Source organism: Akkermansia sp. UNK.MGS-1 (genome assembly GCF_000980515.1).
GTDB classification, from domain to species: Bacteria; Verrucomicrobiota; Verrucomicrobiia; order Verrucomicrobiales; family Akkermansiaceae; genus Akkermansia; species Akkermansia muciniphila.
In genome coordinates, this window is the sequence record NZ_LBCB01000008.1 from 65,633 (window position 1) to 88,612 (window position 22,980).

Here is a 22,980-nt window from a genome sequence, read left to right on the forward strand (position 1 = left end):
CTCTTTCCCTTTCTCCGGAGAGGTCACTCCCCTTCTGGCGCAATCACCATGTCCACATGCCTGTCATGGGCTTCCATGGGCAGGTCGTCCAGAAGCTGGCAGGGGAAGCAGACTCCCGCCAGCGGCACCCCAGCAGCCGGGCCGGCCAGCAGCGTATCATAAAATCCGCCGCCATACCCCAGCCGCTTGCCGTCCCTGGTAAATGCGGCCCCAGGCAGCACTATCAAATCCATTTCCCCCGCATGCAGTTCCGGGCATCCCGGACCGGGTTCGCGTATGCCCCAGCTGCCCGCCACCAATTCCCCGTGATGGCATACACGGTGAAAACTCAGCCTTCTCCCCTCATGCACCAGCGGGAAGTACCATTCCCGGTCCGGAAGCAAATCCAGCAGGGAAAGCAAATCCACCTCTCCCGGCCTGGCGGCAAAAACAGCCACGCGCCGGAAATTCTTCTCCCGCACCAGAGACGACACACGGCGGCAGATGGAACGGGACATGGCCTCCCGGGCGGCGGCATCCAATCCGCCCACCCTTTCACGTATCATGCGGCGCACTTCCCGTTTGGCAGCCGCCGGACCGCTTACGATTCCGGATTGGGATGCTTTTCCTTCCATTCCAACAAACTTTTTAGAAATACGCTTTCCAGGGAGTTGCGCGGATGCCCATCCTCCAGCCAAACGGCACGGCCGTCTTCCTTCACCATCTCCTTCAGCCGTTCCATCAATTCCGGGGAAGCATGTTCCAGAAGTATTTCCTGCTTGTCGGAATCCCGCGTCAGCTCATTCACAGACCCTTCCGCAATGAGCAGCCCTTTAAAAATGACGCCCACCCGGTCGCAAACCTCCTGCACCTGTTCCAGCAGGTGGGAACACAGGAATACGGTCATCCCCCGCCCTTTCAGGTTTTCGATAATGTTCCGGATATCCCTCGACCCCAGAGGATCCACACCGGCGGTCGGTTCGTCCAGAACCAGCAGGCGGGGGGACTGAACCAGGGCCTGCGCCATGCCGATGCGCTGGAGCATCCCCTTGGAATAGCCGCCCAGCCGCCTGTCCGCCGCATCAGCCAATCCCACCAGCTCCAGCAGCTCCCTGACTTTCGCTTTCAGGGATTTTCCGCTCAGGCCGCACAGTCTGCCGTAAAAGGAAACAGTTTCCGCCCCCGTCAGGAATTTGTAAAAGTAGGGGTTTTCCGGAAGAAAGCCCACTTCCTCCTTGCTGTCCGGAGCCAGGCTGGACCTGCCGAAAATGGAACAGGAACCTTCCGTAGGCCTCACCAGCCCCAGCAGGGCCTTCATCAGGGTGGACTTGCCGGAGCCGTTCGGGCCAATGAGGCCATATACCTCCCCTTGCCGGATATTCATGTCTATCCCCCGCACGGCATGCACCACGGGTTTGCCAAGACCTGTTTTAAAGGTCTTGTGCAGGTTGACTATTTCAGCGGCTACAGGCTGGTCCATAAAAAAGGTCAATGCTTGATCTGCCCCAGGCGGCGCAGAAGAATCTGGCTCATGTCAATGCCCTTGGAGAACAAATCCACGGGAAAGTTTTCATTGGGGGAATGGATGCGGGCATCCGGAAGGCACATGCCCAGCATCAGGGCATCCGCTCCCAGCACGCGCTTCATTTCCTCAATGATCGGGATGCTGCCTCCTTCCCTTACCAGCACGGGTTTGTGGCCAAAAGCCTCTTCCAGCGCCTGCTGGGCGGCAAGACCGAACTCGGAATTCGGATCGCACACGTAAGCATTCCCGCCATGGCCCCGCCTGAATTCCACCGTGACGCCCTTGGGGGAATGTTTCTTTACATGTTCTTCCAGCAGGGTTTCAATCCTTTCAGGCTGCTGTCCCGGCACCAGGCGGCATGAAATTTTGGCAAAGGCATGGCTGGGGATAATCGTCTTGCTTCCCTCACCCTGGTAACCTCCTCCGATACCGTTGATTTCCAGCGTCGGGCGGGCAAAAATACATTCCGCTCCGGTGAAACCGGCCTCCGTCACCACGGTTTCCACGCCCGTCAGCTGAGCCAGTTCCTCATTGCTCATGCCGGGCACCGTGGCCCACATACTGCGTTCCCATGTGGCGATAGGTTCCACGCCGTCGTAAAACCCTCTCACGGCCACACGCCCCTCTTCATCATGGAAGGAGGCGATTATTTCCGCAAGAGCGGCGATGGGATTGGCCACCGCTCCTCCGAACACGCCAGAATGAAGATCCGCGGAAGGGCCTTTGACGATAATTTCCGCCCCGGCCAGGCCGCGCAGCCCGTAGGAAAACGTAGGGGTGTCCGGAGCGGCCATGCCGGTATCGGAAACTACAATAACGTCGCAGGCCAGCTCTTCCCTGTGCTCCTTGATAAACTGGGAAAGACTGCCGCTGCCCACTTCTTCCTCCCCTTCCAGAAGGAAAATCACATTTACGGGAAGGTGGCCTCCGTTCTGGCGGAGCAATTCCTCCACGCCCAGAATATGGGCGAACAGCTGCCCCTTGTTGTCCGTAGCGCCGCGGGCGTAAATCTTCCCGTCCCTCACTTCCGGTTCAAACGGGTCGGATTCCCATAATTCCACAGGATCTACGGGCTGCACGTCGTAATGGCCGTAAATCAACACGGTGGGTTTCCCTTCCTCCCGCGGGCTGCGGGCCAGCACAATGGGATGGAGAGGCGTTTTACAGGCCTTTGCTTCCAATCCCATGCCGGACAATTTATCTACCAGCCAGTCCGCGCAATCACTCACGTCCCGGGCGTGTTCCTTCTGTGCGGAAATGCTTGGAAATCTCAACAAGGTGGCTAATTGATCCAGTCTGTTCATGCCTTCATCAGACCATGCCTGGGGCTTCAAATCAACCGGTAAAGTGTGGCATTCCATGCCGGAACGGGCCTTTTTTCAAAAAATGGAGCCCGCACATGGCGCCGGGAACAATATTTGATTGCTCTCGCGTGTGTTTTGTTCCTTTATATAGGATTATGTTCAGCAAATCCAAAGTGAAGAAAGTGGATTTCGTCACTCTGTCCAAATTTTACGGCAAGTACAAGGAAGCCCTTCAACTGGAACTTATCAACAGCCCCGCCGGCCTCAGCCGCCACATCTGCGAACCCGCCCTCAACCGCCCCGGGCTGGCGATCGCCGGCTTCTACTCCTACTTTGCCAACAAACGTATCCAGGTTTTCGGCTCCGCGGAGCTGGCCTATCTTCAAAAACTGCCGGAAGGCATGCGCAAATCTCGCATTCAGCGCATGTTCCGGTGCGAGGTGCCGGGCATCGTCTTCTCCCGTGACAAAATTCCCCCCCGGGAAATCGTGGAGCTGGCGGATGAAGCCGGCGTCTGCGTCTTCCGCACGAGCCTGGTGACCATGAAATTCGTCAACTCCGCCACCATCATTCTGGAAAACGAATTCGCGGAAAGCGTCACCCTGCACGGCTGCATGGTGGACGTGCGCGGAGTGGGCGTCCTCATCCGCGGCAAGAGCGGCGTGGGGAAGAGTGAAACGGCCCTGGGCCTGATTGAACGCGGCGCGGCCCTCGTAGCGGACGACATGGTGTATGTACGCAACGTGGGCGGAGAACTGGTGGCCAGCGCCCCGGAAATGAGCCGCGGCTTTATGGAAGTGCGCGGCCTGGGCATCGTCAACATCACCACCCTTTTCGGCCTGAAATCCATCCGCCACAACAAGCGTCTGGATCTCATCGTCACCCTCATTCCCGCCAAGGACCAGGAAGAGCTGGACAGACTTGGTCTGGAGAGGGAGGGGCTGGACGTCCTGGGGGAAAAAGTGCTCCATGTTCAGCTTTCCGTGGCTCCCGGCAGGGATATTGCCAGGCTGGTGGAAGTAGCCGCCATGGACTATCATCTTAAGGACATGGGCATCGACATGGCCGGGGAGTTCAACCGCCGCCTCATGTCAAACTTCCAATCCTCCGAAAACTAGGACTGACAAAAAACTCTTGGAAAAAAACTTTAATTAGTGTACTTACCGTTGTAGCAACCGTTATCACCCCTTACTTCAAATTCCATGGTCACCAAGGAACTCACCATCATCAATAAACTCGGCATTCACGCACGCCCGGCTGCTCAATTCGTCAAACTGGCCAGCAAATTTGATGCAGACATTGTCGTGGAGAAGGATGGCGAGGAAGTTGACGGCAAGAGCATTCTGGGTTTGATGATGCTGGCGGTAGGCCACGGCTCCAAGATCACCATCACGGCGGAAGGGAAGGACGAACAGGAAGCGCTGAATGCGCTGGAAGACCTGATTTCCCGCAAGTTTGAAGAAGATTGAACACTCCGGCTCACGGCCATATGAGACCGGGCCATTAAGCCCGCAGATGATTCAGGAACCCATTTCAACGGAAGAAACCTGGCTTCAGGGCATTCCCGTTTCCCCCGGCATTGCCCTGGGCAAAATTAAAATTCAAATCAGCGGTTCCAAGGAACCCGTAGCGTACGATATTTCCCCGGAAGAAGTGGATTCTGAGCTGGTGCGCTTCCACCGGGCGCTGCAAACCACTGCGGACCAGATCAGGACGCTGCGGGAACGCATGATCCAGATATCCGGAGAGAAAGATGCCTCCATCTTCGACGCCCACATCCTTCTCCTTCAGGACAAAATTATCCTCCAGCAGGTTCAGACGGAACTGCTCAAGCGCCTCCAGAACGTGGAGCACATCTTTTATGTGGTCATGCAGAACTACATGGAAGTTCTGCGCCGTGTGGACGACCCCTACCTGCGCGCTAAAACGGCGGATATGGAGGATGTCATGCAGCGGGTCATCAACAACCTCCGCAGCACAGAACCTCCTGAAGACGAGGAAGAAACGGAAAAAGACCAGGTTCTGGTGGCTTACGACCTGACTCCTTCCGACACGGCAGCCATGGATGCCAGCCTGATTCACGGCTTTGCCACGGAAATAGGCTCTTCCGTTTCCCACACAGCCATTCTCGCCCGCTCCATGGGCATCCCCGCCGTCGTGGGGCTTGACCAGGCCCTTCTGAGAGTGGAAAGCCACTCACCCGCCATTCTGGACGGCTACAAGGGCGTGCTCATCCTGAAACCCACGAAAGAAACGGAGGAATACTACCACCGCCTCCAAGTGGAAAAGGAAAAGGCCTACAAGGCGCTGGAAGCGCTGCGCGACCTGCCCACCATCACCAGGGACGGACGCAACATCCGCCTGTCCGTCAACGTGGAGTTCCCCCATGAATATTCCGGCATCAAGGAGGTAGGAGCGGAAGGGGTAGGCCTGTTCCGCACGGAATTCTTTCTGCTGAGCAACCCATCCGGCATGCCGGATGAAGAAGAACAAACGCGCTACTACAGAAAGCTGGCGGAAGGTTGCTCCCCCCACGGCGTCATCTTCCGCACCCTGGACTCCGGCGGCGACAAGCTGCCGTGCGAACAGCTCCGCACTCCGGAACCGAACCCCTTCCTTGGCTGGCGAGGCATCCGTGTCTCCCTCAGCCGCCCGGAGCTGTTCAAGCAGCAGCTTCGGGCCATTCTACGTGCCTGCGCGGACACGCCCGGCTGCGGCATCATGTTCCCCATGGTCTCCGGCTATACGGAAGTGGTCACAGCCAAGCACATCCTCCAGGAATGCCGGGAAGAACTGGAAAGGAAGAACATCCCCTATGCGCGGGACTTGAAAGTGGGCATCATGATTGAAGTGCCCAGCGCCGCCATCATGACGGACGTGCTGGCGCGCGAGGTGGATTTCTTCTCCATAGGCACGAATGACCTCACCCAGTACACTATTGCCGTGGACCGGGTCAACAACCGCGTCGCCAACATGTTCCGCCCCACGCATCCTGCCGTGATACGCATCATGGATATGACGATCACCGCCGGAGAACGGGAAAACATTCCCACGGCCATCTGTGGGGAAATGGCGGGGGACATTACCCTGCTTCCCCTGCTGATCGGCCTGGGGGCCACCTCCATGTCCGTGGGCGTCCACCTTGTCCCCATCATCCGGTATGCCATCCGCAATCTGGACTACGGCCAGTGCCGGGACATGGCCCAAAAGGCGCTCCAGGCCCCCAACAGCAGGGCTATCGTGGACTTGAGCACGGCCCTGGCCCGGAAATCCTATCCGGCCCTGTTTGAATAAGGCTCTTCCATCCCGGTACACGCCGCACCGGAAAAACAGGACGTTCCCGAACAAACTGCCGCGGGAATACGAATCCTTGACAGAAACGTCCGTCTCATGCGTTATTATAAGTACTGGTCATTTTTAGTAATGAACATTTCCCGCATCGCAGCCTTTCTCATCCCGTTCCTGCTGGGAAGCGCCTGCTCCGCTTCCGCAGCTTCCGTAAAATCATCCCGCGCGGCAGAACCGAAACGCCCCAACATCATCCTCTTTCTGGTGGACGACATGGGCTGGCAGGATACATCCCTGCCCTTTTGGCGGGAAGAGGACGGCACTCCCAAACCTACTTTCCTGAACAAGCGCTACCGCACGCCCAACATGGAGGCTCTGGGCAAACAGGGCATGGTATTCACGAATGCCTACGCGCAGCCTATCTGTTCCCCCAGCCGGTGCAGCCTCATGTCCGGCATGAACTCCGCCCGCCACCGCGTCACGAACTGGACGCTCCTGCGTGACCAAACCACGGACGCAGGCCATCAAGCGCTCAAGGCTCCCTCAGACTGGAGCGTCAACGGCATCCAGCCGACAGGAACCAGGGCATCCGGAACCACCCATCTTCCCCTGACGGAAGAAAAAATCCAGTACAGGATGGAAAAACCCTTCACCCAGGTGCTTGGGCTGCCCGCCCTGCTCAAAAAACAGGGTTATACCACCATCCACTGCGGAAAAGCCCATTTCGGCTCCAAAAATACGCCCGGAGCCAATCCCAGGCTCTTCGGCTTTGACTACAATATCGCCGGCACGGAAATAGGCGGCCCGGCGGACTACCGGGGTTCCCGGAAATACGGCACGGGAAATTTCCATGTGCGCGGACTGGATGAAAATAATTATTATGAAAACGACACATTCCTGACGGAAGCCCTGACGCAGGAGGCGCTGAAACGCCTGGACGCCATCCGGAAAAACCCCAGGGAGGCGGACAAGCCTTTCTATCTGTACATGTCCCATTACGCCATCCATGCCCCTTTCGACATGCGCGGCTATGACAAAAGGTTTGCGGAAGAGTATTCCAACCCCAATGACGGCCACAAATGGTCCGACAACGAAAAACGCTACTCCGCCCTGATCCAGGGGATGGACAAGAGCCTGGGCGACATCCGGGAATATCTGAAAAAAAACAATCTGGATAAAAATACCGTCATCATCTTCATGGCGGACAACGGGGGCCTCGCCATCAGCGGGCGCATGGGCAACAAGGAATCCAATTACCCGCTGAGCTTCGGCAAGGGTTCCAACCGGGAAGGCGGCATCCGGGAACCGATGATCGTCTGCTGGCCCGGAGTCACGAAGGCGGAAAGCGTCTGCGCCACTCCCGTCATCATTGAAGACTTTTTCCCCACCATCCTGGAAATAGCGGGAGCGGAAAAAATCCAGGCGCCCCAGGTTGTGGACGGAAAAAGTTTTGTTGCCCTGCTGAAAGGCGGCAGCATGGACCCCAACCGCCCCCTGCTCTTCCACACGCCCAACGTATGGGGGGAAGGAAACGGAAACAACTCCCTTTATTCCCCCAGCACGGCCATGCGCCAGGGGGACTGGAAGCTTATCTACTGGCACCCTGACCAGAAGTTCGAACTCTTCAACCTCAAGGAGGACATCAGCGAGGAGCATAACCTGGCGGAACGGCATCCGGAACGCGTTAAGGCCATGGCCAGGACCATGACCGCCCTGCTCAAGGAGCGCAAGGCCCAAATGCCCACCTACAGGAAGCATAATCCCGCCGGAGCCCGTGAAGGCGCTCCCGTACCGTGGCCGGACCAGGCGGCGGCCAGGCTGTAAAGACATCTCCACCCCTGCCTGGAAAGCCGCATTATTCCCTTTTCTTTTAAGAAAACAGGGAGTATGGTACGGCTTTCCCGTTTTTAATTCCCTTTCAAAAACCATGAACAACCTCCTTTCCATCGAACAGCTTACCGGAGACGAAATCCGGGGCCTGCTCGCCCTGGGCCACCGGCTTAAGGCGGAACGCGGCCATCACGAACGCCTCCCCCTGAAGGGGCAGACCTGGGCGCTCATCTTTTCCAAATCCTCCACCCGCACCCGCGTTTCCTTTGAAGTGGGCATCAGCGAACTGGGGGGCCGCCCCATGTTCCTTTCCGTCCATGACATCCAGCTTGGGCGCGGAGAGCCCATCAAGGATACGGCCCGCGTGCTGGGACGTATGATTCACGGCGCCGCCATCCGTACGTACGGACAGCAGGAGGTGGAGGAATTCGCCAGTTTTTCCGGCATTCCCACCATCAATGCCCTGACGGACGAGGAGCACCCCTGCCAGATCCTGGCGGACCTGCTTACCATTGAGGAAATCTACGGCCCCGGCTCCTGGAAGGATATGAAAATCGCCTTCGTGGGGGATGGGGACAACAACATGTCCCGCTCCTGGATGTGGGCGGCCAAGAGGCTGGGCTTTACGCTCGCCATCGGCGCCCCCACCAATTACCTTCCCCTGGAAGACTTCCGCAGGCATCTGGACTGCGAAAACGTCATCTTTACCACGGACCCAGTGGAAGCCGTTAAGGGCGCTTCCGTCATCAACACGGACGTCTGGCTTTCCATGGGCCAGGAATCGGAAGGGCTGTCCAAGGAAAAACACTTCTATCCCTACCAGGTGAACAGGGAGCTGCTGGAACACGCCGCCGCCGGCCATTCCGTTTTCCACTGCCTGCCCGCCTACCGCGGCAAGGAAATCACGGAAGACGTGCTGGAACATTTTGCTCCCGTTATCTTCCGGGAGGCGGAAAACAGGGTGCATGCCCAGAAAGCCGTGCTCGCCACGCTTGCGGACGCCCGCCGGGGATAACCCGCCCGGCTCACCCTACCAAATCTCCGAGCCATGAACTACGAAGAACGCCTGCAAGACCTGCTGGATGAACTGGATTTGTTCCAGGACTGGACGGAACGCTACGAATACATCATCAGCCTGGGTAAAAAATTGCCCAGGCTGGATGAAGCCTACAAAACGGAGGACTCCCTCATCAAGGGATGCCAATCCCGCGTATGGCTGCACACGGAACCGGACAATGACGTACTGAAATTGTACGCAGACAGCGATTCCCTCATCACCAAGGGCCTCATTGCCGTCTTCATCCGGCTGCTTTCCGGCCTGCCTCCGGAAGAAATCCTGAAGGCGGACATGTCCAAGCTGGACAAAACCGGCCTGAAAGACCACCTGGCGCCCACCAGGGCGAACGCCCTCAACTCCATGGCGGCCCAGATCAAGCAGGCCGCCATAAAAATGGCGGAACACCATTGATTTTTTCCAGAGCAATGACTCACGGCCTTTTCCCGCATCTTCTCCTGCTCTCCGCATTCTGCGGCGCAAGCCTCTCATGCAGCAGCCCTTCCCGGGACATCACCATCCGCAGCATTCCTTCCGGAGCCAGCCTGCGCGTGAACGGAGACTACGCCGGCCAGGCCCCCGTCACGCTCTCCCTGAACAGGCACAAGCCCGTGCACGTTGCGGCGGATAAACCGGGCTTCCTTTCCACGGAAAAAACGTTTTATCCGGAAATGACCACGCAAGGAGCCATTTTGTGGGGCCGCAATAACGAGAAGTCCAAGGACTTCAAAACGGACATCCTGACCATCCGCCTGAAAAAGGCGGATTCAGGAGCGCCCCCCTTGCGGGAACTTCCCGCGCAGTGGTAACAGCCTGCCGGACACGTTCCGGCAGGGAAAGCGCCTATTCATCCCGCGCCCGGTACGCAGGCCCGTACCGCACGCCTCTTTCATGGACGGATCCAATAAACCCGCCAGTTTTTTTGAGGCCGCACGCTAATCCTCCCGCCCCAGGCGGCGGGCCATGACGGCGGAACCTACCCTTTTCAGGACCAGGGCCGTACGCGGCAGCAGGTACAGGGAAAGGTTCCCGTCCCCATCCGTAAAATGCGGCATGGAAACATCCTGCCTCCCGAAACCGCCGAAACGGGCGTTGTCCGTATCCAGCACGACCCGCCATTCCCCCTTCTGGGGAACAGGCAGCATGTAATCCATGATAGCCCTGTCTCCGGACCAGTTGAACACAAATACCAGACCGCCGCGGTGGAATGCCATGACATGGTTGGTCTCGTCAATATTAAGCGGGAAAGGCGGCGGATTATTCAGCAGCCGGGCTTCCTGCGCCAGGCGGACCATCGCCTGATCAAAAGCATTCAGGAACTTGAACCTGAGGGAAGGATTGTCCACCAGGGACCACTGGCGGCGGCAGTATTCGTAAGACCAGCCGTTGCCTTCGCGCGGAAAATCAATCCATTCCGGATGCCCGAATTCGTTGCCCATGAAATTCAGCCAGCCTTCCCCTCCGGTAGCCAGCGTCACCAGGCGGATCATCTTGTGCAGAGCCATGCCGCGGTCAATAATGAGGCTCTGCTGGTCCACGGCCATTTTCCAGTACATTTCCGCATCCATCAGGCGGAACGCCAGAGTTTTGTCCCCCACCAGGGCCTGGTCATGGCTCTCGCAATAGGCCACATGCGGCTCTCCGTAGCGCCTGTTGGTCAGCGTGTACCACATGTTTCCCATGCTCCATTCCTCATCCTTTTTCTCCTTGAGCAGCTTAATCCAGTAATCGGGAATGCCCATGGCCAGACGGTGGGAAAATCCAATCCCCCCTTCGTCCACCGGGCGGCACAACCCCGGCATGCCGGACATGTCCTCCGCAATCGCTATGGCGCCCGGCTTTACCCGCTGAATCAGCGTAGTGGCCAGCTGCAGATAAGCCACGGCATCCAGATCCACGGAAGAGCCGAAGTAGGCACCCAAATCCCCGAACGGCTCATGCCCGCGGTGGAAATACAGCATGGACGTCACGCCGTCAAAACGGAAGCCGTCAAAACGGAACTCTTCCAGCCACCAGCGGACATTGGACAGGAGGAACTCAATCACCTCGTCCCGGCCATAATCAAAACAACAGGAATCCCAGTCCGGATGGCGGCCGCGCTCCCCGGGCAGGAAATACATGCCTCCGGAACCGTCAAAATTGTTCAGCCCTTCCGCCTCGTTCTTCACGGCGTGGGAATGCACCACGTCCAGCAGCACGGCGATGCCCAGGCCGTGCGCCTGGTCTATCAGGTACTTCAGATCCTCCGGCTCGCCGAAACGGGAGGAAGGGGCGAAAAAGGAAGAAACGTGGTAGCCGAAGGAACCGTAATAGGGGTGCTCCTGGACCGCCATCAGCTGGACGGTATTGTAACCCAGCCTGGAGATCCGGGGAAGAACCTCGTCCGCAAACTCGCGGTACGTATGCACGCGCCCTTCTTCCCCGCCCATGCCTACATGCGCTTCATACACGAACGGAACTTCCACCCGGGAAGGATCAAAACCGTTATTCCGCCATTCATAGGGGCGCTCCGGCATCCAGATCTCCCCGGCAAAATCATAGGTGGTCGGATCCTGGACGGTCCTGGTAATCCACGCGGGAATGCGATCTCTGCCCGTGCCGTCCGCACCGACCACGTGCACCTTCACCTTCTGCCCGTGAGCCAGCGCATCAGGCGGCAGCGTAATCTCCCACACGCCGCGCTCATTCCGCTCCAGCGGGTGGCTCTCCCGGTTCCAGCCGTTAAAATCTCCAATCAGGAACACCCTGCGGGCGGCGGGAGCCCATTCCCGGTACGTCCACGCCCCCGTCTCCGCGTCCCTGTTGAAACCGTAATAGCGGTAGCCACGCGCGTATTCCTCCAGAGAACCGGCGCGCTGGTTGATCCTCTTCATTTTCAGGTCAAACAGACGCTGGCGGTCGCTTATCTGGCGGGAATACGGCTGGAGCCATCCGTCCGCCATCACCAAGCCGGGTATCGGGGGTCTTCTCATTATCCGATGATACCCCGCCTCAATCAGAAGGGTCAAGGAAGAAAGAAGGGCTGCTCCCGGAGGGGAAGGAAAACAGGCGCGCCCCTTTACCCTCGTTCGGGAAGGCGCCCCGTATCACGCATGTACATCATCCTGGCCAGAACCTCCTTGGAAATATGGTTCAAATCAAAATGCACAGGGGGAGAATCCGGCAGAGCTCCCCAGTCCCCGTACTGGCCGTACAACACCATTTCAGGCAACCGCGGGGCAGGGAACTCCCTTCCCTCAAACCGGACGCGGGAAAGCGGAAACAGCCATTCATGGCGGAAGGAATGGCGGCACGGGCCGGCAAAAGGAATCTCAAAACCCAGGAAAATGTTTCCTCCATCCGCCGGCCGCCGTCCTCCCATCACCACACGGTCCCGGATCGCCATCTTTTCCTCATAAGAACACCGCGTCCGGTAGCGGCAGGAGGAATCCACCTCATAATCAAGCATTCCGGATGCCTTGTAACCGCGCAGCAGCCACTCCCCTTCCTCAGGGGCATCCGGAGACCACGCGGCAGGGGCCGTGTCATACGGGAAAATGTCCACATTGCACAACGTGCCCGGCAACCCGATCTGGATGAACGGATCCATACTGACGGAGAAACCGCGCGAACCGAAAAGCCCGGCGGCGTTCTCCCTCAACCTCTCATAATCTTCACGCAGCATGGAAATATCCAGGTCGTCATCCCAAGGGATAAAGCCCCGGTGCCGCACCGCGCCCAGCAGGGTCCCGAAATCCAGCCAGTACTGATAACCGCCCTCTTCAAGAATGCCGGCCACCTCATTCAAAAAACAGGTCATGGCCTGCTGCACAATCCTCAGCACTCCGGATGCCTGGGGCATTTCCTCGGCCCGGACGGTAGCTTTAACCAGTTTGCCCAACTGGGAAAATTCACTTTCCCGGCCCACCTTGAACCGCCCGCACGGAATGCCGAAAAGACGGACGAAACGCTTCTTCCTGTCCGTGCAGGAAGAAAGCACGTTCAGGCCGCAGCACCGGACTTCCGTCACCCACCAATGCTTTCCCCTTACTAATTTCCCGGTTCTTCCGGCGGTAATGAATGATGGCAGCTTCATCATAGGTAAATTTGGTCAAAAAACACGCGGGCTATGCTTCATTTTTCCAGAAAAGCACATCCGGCAGATTCAGAATCTTTATCTCCCACTTATTACAAGTCAATGAAAAACAAGCCGTTCTTTTCGGAGAAAAACACCCGTTCCATCATCGTAAAACTGCTTTTTCCAAAATGGCGGACAAACCTTATCCGACCCTTTCCACTATATTGGCGACAAGCGGATTGAGCATCCGCCGTCAAAGTAAAAATTTCTGTAAGAATATGTTAATGGAATATTACACGGGTAAAAAGAAAAGACCTGATTTTTGAAGACTCCGTTATTGACGCCCTGCTCCGCCACCCCTATCCCAGCCTTGCCCTCGTCGCCAAATTTGAAAGCTGGATGGACGGCACGGTCGTCACGCTGGATGAAGACGACAACATCAGGCAATTCATTCCCGGAAGCAAATTCTCCTACAAGAAAAAGACGGAATATTTTAAAACCGTCAATATTTACAAATTCAGCAGGGAATTCTCCCGGACCCATTACGTCCCCTTTCTTACAGCCTACAGCAAAGCCCTGGGCAATAATGAATATTACGAACAGGTGCTGCGGGTCATCGCCCTGCTGGACAAGCCGGAAATCAAGGCGCTGCGCCTCGGCGGCGAAGCATGGTATGAAATAGACGACATCCAGGACCTGGACATCGCAGCTTCCATATTCACCCCGGACAGGGAAGAACACCTGCGCCTGATGGAATCCCGGTACGGAGGCTACTGGAGCTATCCCCGCATCAGGGATTTCTGCTACCTGGTCAACCCCTATTTCCCCAACAAACGCCTCATGTCCGAACTCAAGGCAAATTTTGAACGCCTGGTGAGGGAATACCCGTCCGGAATGAGGGTCAATAGCCTGCTGGCGGCAAAATACTTCGGCATCAGCCAGGAATACATCTGCATCGGCAACGGCGCGGCGGAACTCATTAAGGCGCTCATGTCCCGCCTGGAGGGGAAAATGGGGGTCATCTACCCTACCTTTGAGGAATATCCCAACCGGCTGAATCCAGATATGGTGGTGCCCTTCCATACTGCTTCCCGGAATTTCACTTACACGGCGGACGACCTGATGGAATTTTTTTCCGGGAAAGACATTGGTACCCTGCTCCTCGTCAATCCGGGAAACCCTTCCGGCTTCTTCCTGCCGAAAGGCGATGTGCTGCGCCTCTGCCAGTGGACAAAAACCCGCGGCGTACGCCTGATCGTGGATGAATCCTTTGTAGACTTCTCCTGCGGAATGCCGGACAATACGCTGCTGAAAGACGACATCCTGGAAGAATATCCCCACCTGACCGTGGTAAAAAGCATTTCCAAATCCTACGGCGTTCCGGGTCTCCGCCTGGGTGTTCTGGCCTCCGCGGACAGGGAACTGGCGGCATGGCTCAAAAAAGACGTTTCCATCTGGAACATCAATTCCATTGCGGAATTCTACATGCAAATCTTCGGGAAATATGAGCAATCCTACGTGCGTGCAACCGTTTCATGAAAGAACGGGACCGCTTCATGCAGGAACTCTCCCGCGTGCCTTTCCTGAACGTGTTCCCTTCCCAGGCAAACTACTTCATGTGCGAGGTCAAGCCCCCCATGAAAGCTCGCACCCTGACCGGCCTTCTGCTGAAAAACCACTCCATCCTTGTTAAGGATTGCAGCCGGAAAAAAGGATTTGAAGGCAGGGAATTCATCCGTGTCGCCGTCAGGGACGCAACCGACAATGATGCCCTGGTCCGGGCCATGCACGAGATGTGTTCCATGCATTCAAACTAGTCATTAGCTCTCTTTTTCCAAACGCCGTTTTTACTCTAATCCCCCTACCATGCTGACAATTCCTCACGAAATTATTTCCTCCCTCAATATTTCTCCCCGGCAGTCAATCCAATGGGTAAAAGAGTCCTTCCATATCAAGGAGGAAGAACCTGTATTCCTTCCCCATAAAACAAGCATCGCCTTTGAAGAAGGAAAATTCATGAATACGATGCCCTGCATCGTCCCCGGCCTGAACGCCATGGGGGTAAAAATTGTAACGCGTTACCCGGAACGGGCCAAAACCATTAATGGGGAAATACTACTTTACGATTATCATACTGGAGAGCTTCTGGCTCTTATGGACGCTTTTTGGGTCACGAACGCCCGTACCGGAGCAGTAGCCGCCCTCGCCCTTCAAACATTCGCCAGACAGGATTTCCAGACAATTTCCCTGATGGGGCTGGGAAATACGGCCCGCGCCACTATGGCATGCATTCTGGCGTTATATCCTGAAAAAAACTTCACGGTGCGTCTTCTTTCCTACAAAACGCATGTTCCCCAATTCATTGAAGAATTCCAATGCCACAGCAACGTCCGTTTTGAAGAAGTGAAAAACATCAATAGCCTCATTGATGGAACAGATGCCGTCATTTCCTGCATTACTAATGCGGAGGGCATCCTTGCCGAAGACAGCTGTTTCAAACCAGGCATTACTGTTATCCCCGTACATACAAAGGGATTCCAAAATTGTGATTTGTTTTTTGACAAGGTATTTGCCGATGATCGTGACCATGTTAAGAATTTCCGGCATTTTGAGCGCTTCCGTCAATTTGGGGAAATAGCTCCGGTTCTGGCCGGAAAAACAGCGGGAAGAACGTCTCCGGAAGAACGCATCCTCAGCTACAATATCGGGCTGGGCCTCCACGATATCGTCTTCGCCAAGCACATCTACGACCGCCTGATTCATGTTGAGGAGCAGAAGGAAAAATCTCCCTCCTTTCATTTCCGGCAAACGGCATGCCTGTCCTGATCAGCTGATTTCATCAACACATTCCCCACGCCTGAAGCGGGAGGCAACATCAGCCATGAACATGGAATCCTCACGGGTCAAAAGACGGTTGCCATGATGACAGCCGTGAATCAGGCGCAAAAACACGCCGAGCTCATAACGCAGCCCGTCCCCTTCAAAATTGGCAAAATACTTCCTGTTGAGCCGGGAATCCTCAAACCGCACTTCAAACATCTCCGTCTTCCACCACGGCGCCGGCACATAAATATACCCCTCCGTTCCGGTAATGCACAAGTCCCCCTCCTGCTTGGCGCCTATGGCTGCCGTGGCGGTGGCTACTGCATTGGAATAAAGAAATTCCGCGCGCGTGAACACGTCCACGCCCGTATGAGAATTTCTGCAAGTCACAAAACGGACCCTGCGGGGATCGGTCCCCAGAAGCTTCCCGACGGCAAAAGCGGGATAGGAACCCAGCTCCGTCCACGCGCCTCCGGCCTGCATGGGATCATATTCCCTGGCGGTTTCATCCTCTATCAGCTTGGTAAACGTGGCGTCCACCGCCTTAATGGAACCAATGACGCCGCTGCCCGCCAAACTGGTCAACTGCTGGAAGGCCGGGCAAAACGCAGTTTTAAGCGCTTCCAGTAAAACGACTCCTTTCTCCGCTGCAATCCGGAACAGCTCTTCCGCCTCATCCCGGGCAAGGGCAAGGGGCTTCTCGCACAACACGTGTTTCCCCCGCAACAGGGCCCTCCTAGCCATTTCATAATGGAGATGATGGGGAACGGCAATGTAAACGGCATGAACCCGGTCCAAGAACTGCTCATATTCCGTATCATATTCCAGCAAAGCATGAGACTCGGCAAAACGGCGGACTCTCTCCTTATTCCTTCCGAAAACGGCTGTTATTTCAATATTGCTGACATATTTGGACTCCCGGAGAAAACGGCCCGCTATGCGCCCGTGCCCTGCAATTCCCATATAAACAATGGGATTCCTGGCGGAACGGAGGTCTGTTGAAGAAACGCCCTTGGTGCGTTCCAGGTAAACCACCTCGCAATACTCGCGAAGATAGTCAAATTTCCCCGACCAGTCGGAGCCAATCACAAAAACATCCGCCCCGTACTTCCGTATGTCATGGATCTTCTGCCCTTCCAGCTCTTCTTTAATAATGAGATCCGCCAGACCGGTCTTCCGCACATTTTCCATGCGCTCCTCCAGGCTCTCCATGACATTCAGCTTGCCCCGGCTCTGGTCGTAGCTGTCCGTAGTTACGCCGACGATGAGCCGGTCCCCCAGTTTCCGGGCTCTCCTCAGAAGATTCATGTGCCCCGTATGGAGCAAATCAAAAGTTCCGTAGGTAATAACCGTTTTCATGGCCTGGGCGCATCAATCCTCTTTCCGTAAACGTCAATGAAACGGTTGACCGCCGCCTCAAAAGGAACCTTCTCCACCATGGCCTTCACGGAAGGATGCTTGAACTGGATGCGTTCCGGATAGGACAGGTAATCGCCGTAAAAAAATTGCAGGTACTGACGGGCATGGTTGGGCACGGAAAACATCACCCCCTCAAATTCCGCGGAGCCAAGGGGAAAGAACGTTTCATAGGAAAGGTGCGTGTTTTTTGTAAACGTAATGGCAGGAGAAAGAAAAATCCCGGGGGCTTCTTCTTCCCCGGCGGCATCCCTTCCTTCCAGAACATCCCGGCGGATTTTCTCCTGCACCTGTTCATCGGTCAGGTTCATCCTGGCACCTACCAGCACCACGTCTTTCTTAAATCCGCTCATAAGCCTGTCCAGCTTCTCATGCCGTTCCGGTGATGAAAGACTCTCTGAATAAAAATGATAGGGATACACATCAAGGTTGAGGGGGGTGCCCTCATACCCTATTTGCAGAAAGGCGTGCCTATTCCAGGTGAATCCTTCCTCACGGGGAAAAAGAACGGGAAGCAGCTCCAGCAGGCGGTCAAACTCCGGCCTCATCATGCTCACATCCAGATCATCATCCCACGGAATAAAGCCCCTGTGCCTTACCGCCCCCAGCAGCGTCCCGTAATCCAGCCAGTACCGCAGCCCGTTTTCCCGGCATTTGCGCGCAAAAAGAGCCAGCAAAACCGTATTGCCGTCCTGAAGAAGCCTCAACTTTCCCGTAGCCGGAGGAACTGAGGAAATAGGGTGGTTATAAATAAGCAGATTGCGGATATCCTCCAGCTTCGCATCAAGGGACCGGTCCCTCCTTCTCCTGCATTTCTTCGCGACCCGTCCGGCGATTTTCCGCAAACGGTAGGGAAGATTGCAAAGCACCATGTATTTCATACGCCCCAGTCCTGCCATATTCAGTCTGTAAAAAACTCCGCTTTTGAAATAAAAATGAACTCTACTACCCTCTGTTTCTTTGCCTTGCCGCTGGATAGCGGATTGCCTATCAGAAGTCAACAGAAAAATCTGAATGAAAACATGATAGGAGAATTTTGATTGTGGAAAAAACGGAAAAATAAAAAGGGGTAGGAGATAATAACCATTTGACAATCTTGGAATTCAACTATTCGGAGCATGACAGCGGATAGGCAATCCGCAGAGTGAAAGGAAAATAAGTTTCTCAATCACGTGATCAGAAAGCTCCATTATTGCTGGTTTGGCGGCCCTGTTCCCAACGCCGTTTTGGACAATGTGCAAAGATGGAAAGACCTCAACCCGGAGTTTGAACTGATTGAATGGAACGAAAACAATATTGATGTATCCGCTTTTGAGTTTGGCAGAAGATGTCTGGAACAAAAAAAATGGGGGTTTTTAGGAGACGTCGTACGCCTTCAGGCTTTAACGGAGCACGGAGGCTTTTATTTGGACTGCGATATAGAACTAGTTAAGCCTTTATCCCTTCTTCCTGTAAATCATCGTTTTTCATTGGGATACATTTATAATTGCGCTCTCGGCACCGCTTTTCTCTATGCCCCGCCTCATCACCCGGTCTGCATGAATCTGCTTGATTTATATGATCAAATTAAACCGGATTGCTGGCCTGTCTCCAACACCGTCTATACAGATTATTTCATTAACGAAATTCCCGGTTTTTTATTAAACGGAAAAACCTGGAGCAATGACCTGGTGACCATTTATCCCAAGGAATTTTTTGAACAGCCGGCCTTGATACGCTCCCGCGGCTTTTCCATTCACCACTGCTGCGGTTCCTGGAAACCGGACAACGGCTCTTATTTTGCCCTGAACATGAGGAGCAGCCACCAAATTAAGTGGCTTAAGCGGAAAATCAACACAGCCATTGCATTACGCAAAAATGAATTTTATGCCTGCTATCAAGCGGCCCTCAAAGGCATATCCCTGAAAAAGGAATACGAGTGGCGCCGGGAAAAGGCGCCCAGTCCACTATCGGCGTAAGCACTCTTGCTCAAACCAACCCTGCTATGGATCAAAACAAATCATTATGAAAAAAGTGATTACCTACGGCACATTCGACATGTTGCATTACGGCCATATCAACTTGCTTCGGCGGGCCAGAGCCTTGGGGGATTATCTGATTGTCGCCCTCTCTTCGGATTCATTCAATGCCATCAAAAACAAGCAATCTTTTTTCCATTACGAACACCGCAGGCAAATGCTGGAAGCCATTCGGTACGTGGACCTGATCATCCCGGAAAATGATTGGGAACAGAAGCGGGAAGACATCATCAAGCACAACGTCAACATCTTTGTCATGGGAAATGACTGGGAAGGAAAATTCGATTTTCTAAAAGACATATGTGAAGTCGTCTACCTGGAACGGACTCCGGAAATTTCCACGACCCGGATAAAAAATCATCTGAAAATCCGATGAAAGAAATCTCCGCACCCCAGGCGAAACGGATTCTGGTTGAGATCTTACAGGAATTTCATCAATTCTGCCACAGAGAAAATTTACGTTATTCCCTATACGCGGGAAGCCTGATCGGGGCATTGCGCCATCAGGGTTTCATTCCGTGGGATGATGACATTGACGTACTTATGCCCCGGGAAGATTATGAACGGCTGTTTCAGCTTTACCACACTTCTCCGCATCCGGCTCATCTGGAATTAAATGATTCCCGCACCAGGCCGGATTACTTCTACCCGTTCATGAAACTGGAAGACACCCGCACCATCATGGTTGGAAAGGGAAAAGAGAGAGTCCGCATAGGACTGCACATTGACATTTTCCCTCTTGACGGCATGCCGAAATCCCTCATTGCCGCCAACGCCTATCTATACCTTCACAGACTGTTCCGCCATGCCACCACGCTGGCCAGCCTTCATCTGCGGGTAAAAGGCAGGAGCCTTCCGAAACAGTTGTTTCTGTTCATGTTTAAAACGCTCACCTTGGGCGCGGCGTCCTCCCGCTGGAACAAAATAAGTCATTGGATCGCCAGACGCTATTCATGGGAAAAATCCCGTTGGGCCGGCAATGTCATCTGGGGATATGGCACAAAAGAAAAAGTTCCCGGCGCGTATTATCAAGGAAATCAAGCCGTGCCTTTTGAAGGATTCCAATTTGACGCCATGGGAAACGCCGATGGCTACCTGCGTTGCGTGTACGGAAATTACATGACTCCGCCGCCTCCGGAAAAAAGAATCCCCACGCACATAACGCCGGGCGAAATTTATATCAAAAACCCTTGCTCCGTTCCCGATTCCGGTCAGAGTTTGTCCAGGGCGGAGCGTCCATAGGCCGTATCGGGATATTTATCCGCAGCTTCCTCCCAATATTTCCGGGCCCTGTCCGGAGCATTGAGCTGGGACTCGTAAATGGCTCCTATCTTGTACAGGAACAGAGCCCGGTCCTCCTTGCGCCATCTTCCGTATTCCAGACCTTTCTGAAGGACGTTGACGGAATCCGCGTACCGGCGCATATCGTTCAGCAGGCTGGATTCCATGAGCCAGGAACGCACCAGCCCCGGATTCTCCTTCCGGTAGCGTTCCAGCAATTCCAGAGCGCCCTGGGGATCCCCGGAATTCAGCATGCGCCTGGAAGCCTCCACCAGCACTTCCTCATCCGTAGTAATATTGGAGGAATACAGCGTCTTGGTCACCAGCTCCCCCATGACGGGCAGCAGATGCCTGATGACGAGCCACACTTCAAAGGCAATCACCGGAACCAGCGCCAGCAGGGATTGCAGCGGGGAAAGGGGAATGGCCTGCGCCAGGAACATAAACAGGCCCAGCGGAAGCAGCGCCAGCAGCAGCCGTATAAATATGCGCCGGGCCAGCAGAAAAATCATTTTCAACATGGCAGGGGATTCAGGGAAGCCGGGGAGTGGGGGCATACGCCCCCGGAAGGGGAGGGAACGGCCTCCGCGGCCCTTCCCGGTGAAAGGGGCCGCGGAGCATCCGCTTAAAAACGGTAAACGGCTTCCACGCCCACACGGATGCGGAAATCCTCAATCGCGTTCATGCCGGCGTAGCGGCGGATTTCGGAACGGGTGTTCCCCGCCCAGTCAAGCTGGATGAAGGGAATAACCCGGAACCCGCGGCTGGAGTCCACGCCCGTTACGCGCACGGGAGCCGCCAGCTTGATGTTAACCTGGTCAAACCCGGCTACGCCGGGCCCCCAGTAACTGGAGGAATAACCTGTTCCGGCGCTCAGCTCCAGATCCACCTTTTCATGAATCAGGCCGCTCCAGCGCTTGCCCGCGTTCAGGTCAACGCGCCAGCCGATCATGCCGTAAAAGCCGTACTGCACATCCAGGGAGCCAAAATAGCCGTGGCCCGGATCGTCATACGCCAGCCCCGCCGTGACGGACTGGGCGAGGGAATGGGGAGCCTTCCCCATATGCTTGCTCAAATACCCCGGAAGGCCGCCGTAATTCAACTCATACCCGCCCCGGAAGGAAAGATTGGGGAACAGCTCCTTGACAGCCTTCCAGCTGGCGTCAAAAGCGTCCTTGTCGCTCAGCAGCCCGTCGCAGAAAGCCATGTATTCCGCGCCGATTTCCTGCTTCCAGTCCCTGGCCAGGTTGAGGTTCAGCTCGCCGCCGATGTTAAACACGCCGCTGCGGTTCAACACGGAGGAAGCCACCACGTCCTTATAGGCATACCGGGAATCATAGCCGATGTGGGCCGCTCCGCTGATGGTATTGTTATAGGAACTCGCGGGCCGGGGGTCATAACCGTATCCGTCATAGGCGCCGGCGGAAACCGCGGCCAGGGCGGAAGCCGCCAGGAACAGGGCTGTTGCTTTCATAGTAAGTTTATCTTAATCATTTCCCGGCCGCCAACGCAAGGAAGAATCCCGGCACGGCGCGGAGAAATGGACAAAGCGCCTCCGGGAGAAATGCCATGAAAACAAGACAGAGTCTTTCTTGAAAAAAATCCCTTTTTCCCTACGATGGAGAGGTCATGGACTGGAATGCTGAATGGTATGAAAACAAACACGGTTTTGTCGCGGAATACGGCAGAGAGCTGCTCTCCTGCGTACCGGAAAATCCAGAACAGTCCATTCTGGACCTGGGCTGCGGAACCGGTACGCTGACGCACGCCCTGCTGGAAAAATCGGCATCCGTCACCGGCCTGGACTCCTCTCCGGAAATGATAGCAACAGCCCGCCGGCTCTATCCCGGCATGGACTTCCGCGTGCTGGACGCCCGCCTCATGCCCTGGCGCAACAGGTTTGACATCGTTTTCTCCAATGCGGCCTTCCACTGGATACCTGATCAGGAAACTCTCTTAAATGCCGTTTACCGCGTCCTGAAACCACAGGGGAAACTGGTCTGCGAATTCGGAGCCCGCTTCAATATTCTCCGCATCAGGGAAGCATTCCGGACAGCCCTGGAACGCAGGGGCCTCCCGTACACAACGCGTTTTTACTTTCCCTCCGCGGAAGAATACGGCAGCGTGCTGGAACAAGCCGGGTTCCGCCCGGAAACAATGAAGGAATTTGACCGCCCCACGCCGCTGAAAGACGGTCCTGACGGCCTGCGCAACTGGGCCAACCAATTCTTCCGGGAAGACTTGAACAACCTCCACGAAGAACAGCGCATCCAGATTTTCAAGGAAATGGAAAATTCCCTGAAAGATGAGTTATGGGACGGTTCCCAATGGGTGGCGGACTACCGGCGCATCCGGGTGACGGCAGTCAGATAATCCGGAGCAGCCCCCACAGGAAAAAGAAAATG

The 22,980-nt window shown here is 55.4% G+C and carries 24 protein-coding genes; 15 read left to right on the forward strand and 9 right to left on the reverse strand.

Annotated elements, in window-relative coordinates; genetic code table 11:
* Positions 1–23: 23 nt before the first annotated feature.
* From WW58_RS03915 to WW58_RS03925, 3 genes are read right to left on the reverse strand one after another with little or no spacing between them, the layout of a single operon-like run.
* Complete coding sequence (locus tag WW58_RS03915; RefSeq protein WP_102739492.1) at positions 24–614, reverse strand: 5-formyltetrahydrofolate cyclo-ligase; 591 nt, start codon at positions 612–614, stop codon at positions 24–26.
* Positions 581–1,459, reverse strand: coding sequence for an ABC transporter ATP-binding protein (locus WW58_RS03920; RefSeq protein WP_046435813.1), 879 nt, complete (start codon positions 1,457–1,459; stop codon positions 581–583). The genes WW58_RS03915 and WW58_RS03920 overlap by 34 nt, the downstream gene beginning before the upstream one ends.
* 8 nt (positions 1,460–1,467) lie before the next feature.
* A complete protein-coding gene (locus tag WW58_RS03925) occupies positions 1,468–2,865 on the reverse strand; it encodes a dipeptidase (protein WP_084042710.1) in 1,398 nt (465 codons plus the stop codon).
* A gap of 98 nt (positions 2,866–2,963) precedes the next feature.
* Between WW58_RS03925 and hprK the strand changes: the two genes are divergently transcribed.
* The 7 genes from hprK (at position 2,964) to WW58_RS03960 (ending at position 9,789) form a co-directional block, all read left to right on the forward strand.
* Positions 2,964–3,926 (forward strand): HPr(Ser) kinase/phosphatase, encoded by a 963-nt coding sequence (gene hprK / locus WW58_RS03930; RefSeq protein WP_012420790.1) that lies wholly within the window; start codon positions 2,964–2,966, stop codon positions 3,924–3,926.
* Positions 3,927–4,010: 84 nt separating this feature from the next.
* Positions 4,011–4,277, forward strand: a complete 267-nt coding sequence (locus tag WW58_RS03935) for an HPr family phosphocarrier protein (RefSeq protein WP_022197994.1) — start codon at positions 4,011–4,013, stop codon at positions 4,275–4,277.
* A 46-nt stretch (positions 4,278–4,323) separates the two neighbouring features.
* Entirely contained in the window at positions 4,324–6,102 is a 1,779-nt protein-coding gene (gene ptsP / locus WW58_RS03940) for a phosphoenolpyruvate--protein phosphotransferase (protein ID WP_046435575.1), read from the forward strand.
* 129 nt (positions 6,103–6,231) lie between these two features.
* Positions 6,232–7,920: a sulfatase gene (locus tag WW58_RS03945; RefSeq protein ID WP_215833448.1), complete on the forward strand. Its 1,689-nt coding sequence runs from the start codon at positions 6,232–6,234 to the stop codon at positions 7,918–7,920.
* A 103-nt stretch (positions 7,921–8,023) separates the two neighbouring features.
* Entirely contained in the window at positions 8,024–8,941 is a 918-nt protein-coding gene (gene argF / locus WW58_RS03950) for an ornithine carbamoyltransferase (protein WP_046435577.1), read from the forward strand.
* A 33-nt stretch (positions 8,942–8,974) separates the two neighbouring features.
* Positions 8,975–9,394, forward strand: coding sequence for a SufE family protein (locus tag WW58_RS03955; RefSeq protein ID WP_046435579.1), 420 nt, complete (start codon positions 8,975–8,977; stop codon positions 9,392–9,394).
* A 14-nt stretch (positions 9,395–9,408) separates the two neighbouring features.
* Positions 9,409–9,789, forward strand: coding sequence for a PEGA domain-containing protein (locus WW58_RS03960; RefSeq protein ID WP_128153533.1), 381 nt, complete (start codon positions 9,409–9,411; stop codon positions 9,787–9,789).
* A gap of 126 nt (positions 9,790–9,915) precedes the next feature.
* Here WW58_RS03960 and WW58_RS03965 read toward each other — a convergent pair whose 3' ends face one another.
* Both WW58_RS03965 and WW58_RS03970 read right to left on the reverse strand, forming a co-directional pair.
* Positions 9,916–11,952 carry an alpha amylase C-terminal domain-containing protein gene (locus WW58_RS03965; protein WP_046435583.1) on the reverse strand — a complete coding sequence of 679 codons (2,037 nt, stop codon included), beginning with the start codon at positions 11,950–11,952 and terminating at the stop codon, positions 9,916–9,918.
* Between the two features lie 86 nt (positions 11,953–12,038).
* On the reverse strand, positions 12,039–13,058 hold the full coding sequence (locus tag WW58_RS03970) for a LicD family protein (RefSeq protein ID WP_046435584.1): 1,020 nt from the start codon (positions 13,056–13,058) through the stop codon (positions 12,039–12,041).
* Between the two features lie 8 nt (positions 13,059–13,066).
* Here WW58_RS03970 and WW58_RS03975 point away from each other — a divergent pair, with 8 nt between their 5' ends.
* The 4 genes from WW58_RS03975 to WW58_RS03985 all read left to right on the forward strand — a co-directional run bounded on the left by WW58_RS03975 (position 13,067) and on the right by WW58_RS03985 (position 15,863).
* Complete coding sequence (locus tag WW58_RS03975) at positions 13,067–13,363, forward strand: hypothetical protein (protein WP_046435586.1); 297 nt, start codon at positions 13,067–13,069, stop codon at positions 13,361–13,363.
* Between the two features lie 73 nt (positions 13,364–13,436).
* Positions 13,437–14,576, forward strand: a complete 1,140-nt coding sequence (locus WW58_RS03980; RefSeq protein ID WP_215833447.1) for an aminotransferase class I/II-fold pyridoxal phosphate-dependent enzyme — start codon at positions 13,437–13,439, stop codon at positions 14,574–14,576.
* The gene (locus tag WW58_RS12920; RefSeq protein ID WP_215833446.1) at positions 14,573–14,854 is read left to right on the forward strand and encodes a hypothetical protein; all 282 of its coding nucleotides are present in this window, start codon (positions 14,573–14,575) and stop codon (positions 14,852–14,854) included. Before WW58_RS03980 ends, WW58_RS12920 begins: the two co-directional genes overlap by 4 nt.
* Before the next feature lie 49 nt (positions 14,855–14,903).
* The gene (locus WW58_RS03985; protein ID WP_046435588.1) at positions 14,904–15,863 is read left to right on the forward strand and encodes a hypothetical protein; all 960 of its coding nucleotides are present in this window, start codon (positions 14,904–14,906) and stop codon (positions 15,861–15,863) included.
* Here the strand turns inward: WW58_RS03985 and WW58_RS03990 are convergent, their stop codons facing one another.
* Together WW58_RS03990 and WW58_RS03995 are read right to left on the reverse strand one after the other, a co-directional pair.
* Positions 15,864–17,219: a Gfo/Idh/MocA family oxidoreductase gene (locus tag WW58_RS03990; RefSeq protein WP_046435590.1), complete on the reverse strand. Its 1,356-nt coding sequence runs from the start codon at positions 17,217–17,219 to the stop codon at positions 15,864–15,866.
* Positions 17,216–18,148 carry a LicD family protein gene (locus tag WW58_RS03995; RefSeq protein ID WP_215833445.1) on the reverse strand — a complete coding sequence of 311 codons (933 nt, stop codon included), beginning with the start codon at positions 18,146–18,148 and terminating at the stop codon, positions 17,216–17,218. Before WW58_RS03995 ends, WW58_RS03990 begins: the two co-directional genes overlap by 4 nt.
* Before the next feature lie 300 nt (positions 18,149–18,448).
* On the opposite strand from WW58_RS03995, the gene WW58_RS12930 reads away from it, so the two are divergent.
* From WW58_RS12930 to WW58_RS04010, 3 genes are read left to right on the forward strand one after another with little or no spacing between them, the layout of a single operon-like run.
* Positions 18,449–19,234 (forward strand): glycosyltransferase family 32 protein, encoded by a 786-nt coding sequence (locus WW58_RS12930; RefSeq protein ID WP_215833444.1) that lies wholly within the window; start codon positions 18,449–18,451, stop codon positions 19,232–19,234.
* A 46-nt stretch (positions 19,235–19,280) separates the two neighbouring features.
* Entirely contained in the window at positions 19,281–19,670 is a 390-nt protein-coding gene (gene tagD / locus WW58_RS04005; RefSeq protein ID WP_046435594.1) for a glycerol-3-phosphate cytidylyltransferase, read from the forward strand.
* Positions 19,667–20,536, forward strand: a complete 870-nt coding sequence (locus WW58_RS04010; protein ID WP_046435596.1) for a LicD family protein — start codon at positions 19,667–19,669, stop codon at positions 20,534–20,536. The genes tagD and WW58_RS04010 overlap by 4 nt, the downstream gene beginning before the upstream one ends.
* On the opposite strand, the gene WW58_RS04015 is transcribed toward WW58_RS04010, so the two are convergent.
* Positions 20,506–21,096 carry a tetratricopeptide repeat protein gene (locus WW58_RS04015; protein WP_046435598.1) on the reverse strand — a complete coding sequence of 197 codons (591 nt, stop codon included), beginning with the start codon at positions 21,094–21,096 and terminating at the stop codon, positions 20,506–20,508. The two genes, WW58_RS04010 and WW58_RS04015, sit on opposite strands and share 31 nt — an antisense overlap.
* Before the next feature lie 104 nt (positions 21,097–21,200).
* Positions 21,201–22,049 (reverse strand): hypothetical protein, encoded by an 849-nt coding sequence (locus WW58_RS04020; protein WP_046435600.1) that lies wholly within the window; start codon positions 22,047–22,049, stop codon positions 21,201–21,203.
* A gap of 155 nt (positions 22,050–22,204) precedes the next feature.
* Here WW58_RS04020 and WW58_RS04025 point away from each other — a divergent pair, with 155 nt between their 5' ends.
* Positions 22,205–22,948: a class I SAM-dependent methyltransferase gene (locus WW58_RS04025; protein ID WP_046435602.1), complete on the forward strand. Its 744-nt coding sequence runs from the start codon at positions 22,205–22,207 to the stop codon at positions 22,946–22,948.
* Positions 22,949–22,980 lie beyond the last annotated feature (32 nt).

What these genes read in the sequence shown, in the direction of transcription:
- WW58_RS03995 (WP_215833445.1), bottom strand. Translation starts at nt 18,148, where the DNA reads ATGGTGCTTTGCAATCTTCCCTACCGTTTGCGGAAAATCGCCGGACGG.
- WW58_RS03960 (WP_128153533.1), top strand. Translation starts at nt 9,409, where the DNA reads ATGACTCACGGCCTTTTCCCGCATCTTCTCCTGCTCTCCGCATTCTGC.
- tagD (WP_046435594.1), top strand. Translation starts at nt 19,281, where the DNA reads ATGAAAAAAGTGATTACCTACGGCACATTCGACATGTTGCATTACGGC.
- WW58_RS03915 (WP_102739492.1), bottom strand. Translation starts at nt 614, where the DNA reads ATGGAAGGAAAAGCATCCCAATCCGGAATCGTAAGCGGTCCGGCGGCT.
- WW58_RS03955 (WP_046435579.1), top strand. Translation starts at nt 8,975, where the DNA reads ATGAACTACGAAGAACGCCTGCAAGACCTGCTGGATGAACTGGATTTG.
- WW58_RS04015 (WP_046435598.1), bottom strand. Translation starts at nt 21,096, where the DNA reads ATGTTGAAAATGATTTTTCTGCTGGCCCGGCGCATATTTATACGGCTG.
- WW58_RS03980 (WP_215833447.1), top strand. Translation starts at nt 13,437, where the DNA reads ATGGACGGCACGGTCGTCACGCTGGATGAAGACGACAACATCAGGCAA.
- WW58_RS04010 (WP_046435596.1), top strand. Translation starts at nt 19,667, where the DNA reads ATGAAAGAAATCTCCGCACCCCAGGCGAAACGGATTCTGGTTGAGATC.
- WW58_RS12920 (WP_215833446.1), top strand. Translation starts at nt 14,573, where the DNA reads ATGAAAGAACGGGACCGCTTCATGCAGGAACTCTCCCGCGTGCCTTTC.
- WW58_RS03990 (WP_046435590.1), bottom strand. Translation starts at nt 17,219, where the DNA reads ATGAAAACGGTTATTACCTACGGAACTTTTGATTTGCTCCATACGGGG.
- argF (WP_046435577.1), top strand. Translation starts at nt 8,024, where the DNA reads ATGAACAACCTCCTTTCCATCGAACAGCTTACCGGAGACGAAATCCGG.
- WW58_RS03945 (WP_215833448.1), top strand. Translation starts at nt 6,232, where the DNA reads ATGAACATTTCCCGCATCGCAGCCTTTCTCATCCCGTTCCTGCTGGGA.
- hprK (WP_012420790.1), top strand. Translation starts at nt 2,964, where the DNA reads ATGTTCAGCAAATCCAAAGTGAAGAAAGTGGATTTCGTCACTCTGTCC.
- WW58_RS03920 (WP_046435813.1), bottom strand. Translation starts at nt 1,459, where the DNA reads ATGGACCAGCCTGTAGCCGCTGAAATAGTCAACCTGCACAAGACCTTT.
- WW58_RS04020 (WP_046435600.1), bottom strand. Translation starts at nt 22,049, where the DNA reads ATGAAAGCAACAGCCCTGTTCCTGGCGGCTTCCGCCCTGGCCGCGGTT.
- WW58_RS03970 (WP_046435584.1), bottom strand. Translation starts at nt 13,058, where the DNA reads ATGATGAAGCTGCCATCATTCATTACCGCCGGAAGAACCGGGAAATTA.
- WW58_RS04025 (WP_046435602.1), top strand. Translation starts at nt 22,205, where the DNA reads ATGGACTGGAATGCTGAATGGTATGAAAACAAACACGGTTTTGTCGCG.
- WW58_RS03935 (WP_022197994.1), top strand. Translation starts at nt 4,011, where the DNA reads ATGGTCACCAAGGAACTCACCATCATCAATAAACTCGGCATTCACGCA.
- WW58_RS03925 (WP_084042710.1), bottom strand. Translation starts at nt 2,865, where the DNA reads ATGGAATGCCACACTTTACCGGTTGATTTGAAGCCCCAGGCATGGTCT.
- WW58_RS03965 (WP_046435583.1), bottom strand. Translation starts at nt 11,952, where the DNA reads ATGAGAAGACCCCCGATACCCGGCTTGGTGATGGCGGACGGATGGCTC.
- WW58_RS03985 (WP_046435588.1), top strand. Translation starts at nt 14,904, where the DNA reads ATGCTGACAATTCCTCACGAAATTATTTCCTCCCTCAATATTTCTCCC.
- ptsP (WP_046435575.1), top strand. Translation starts at nt 4,324, where the DNA reads ATGATTCAGGAACCCATTTCAACGGAAGAAACCTGGCTTCAGGGCATT.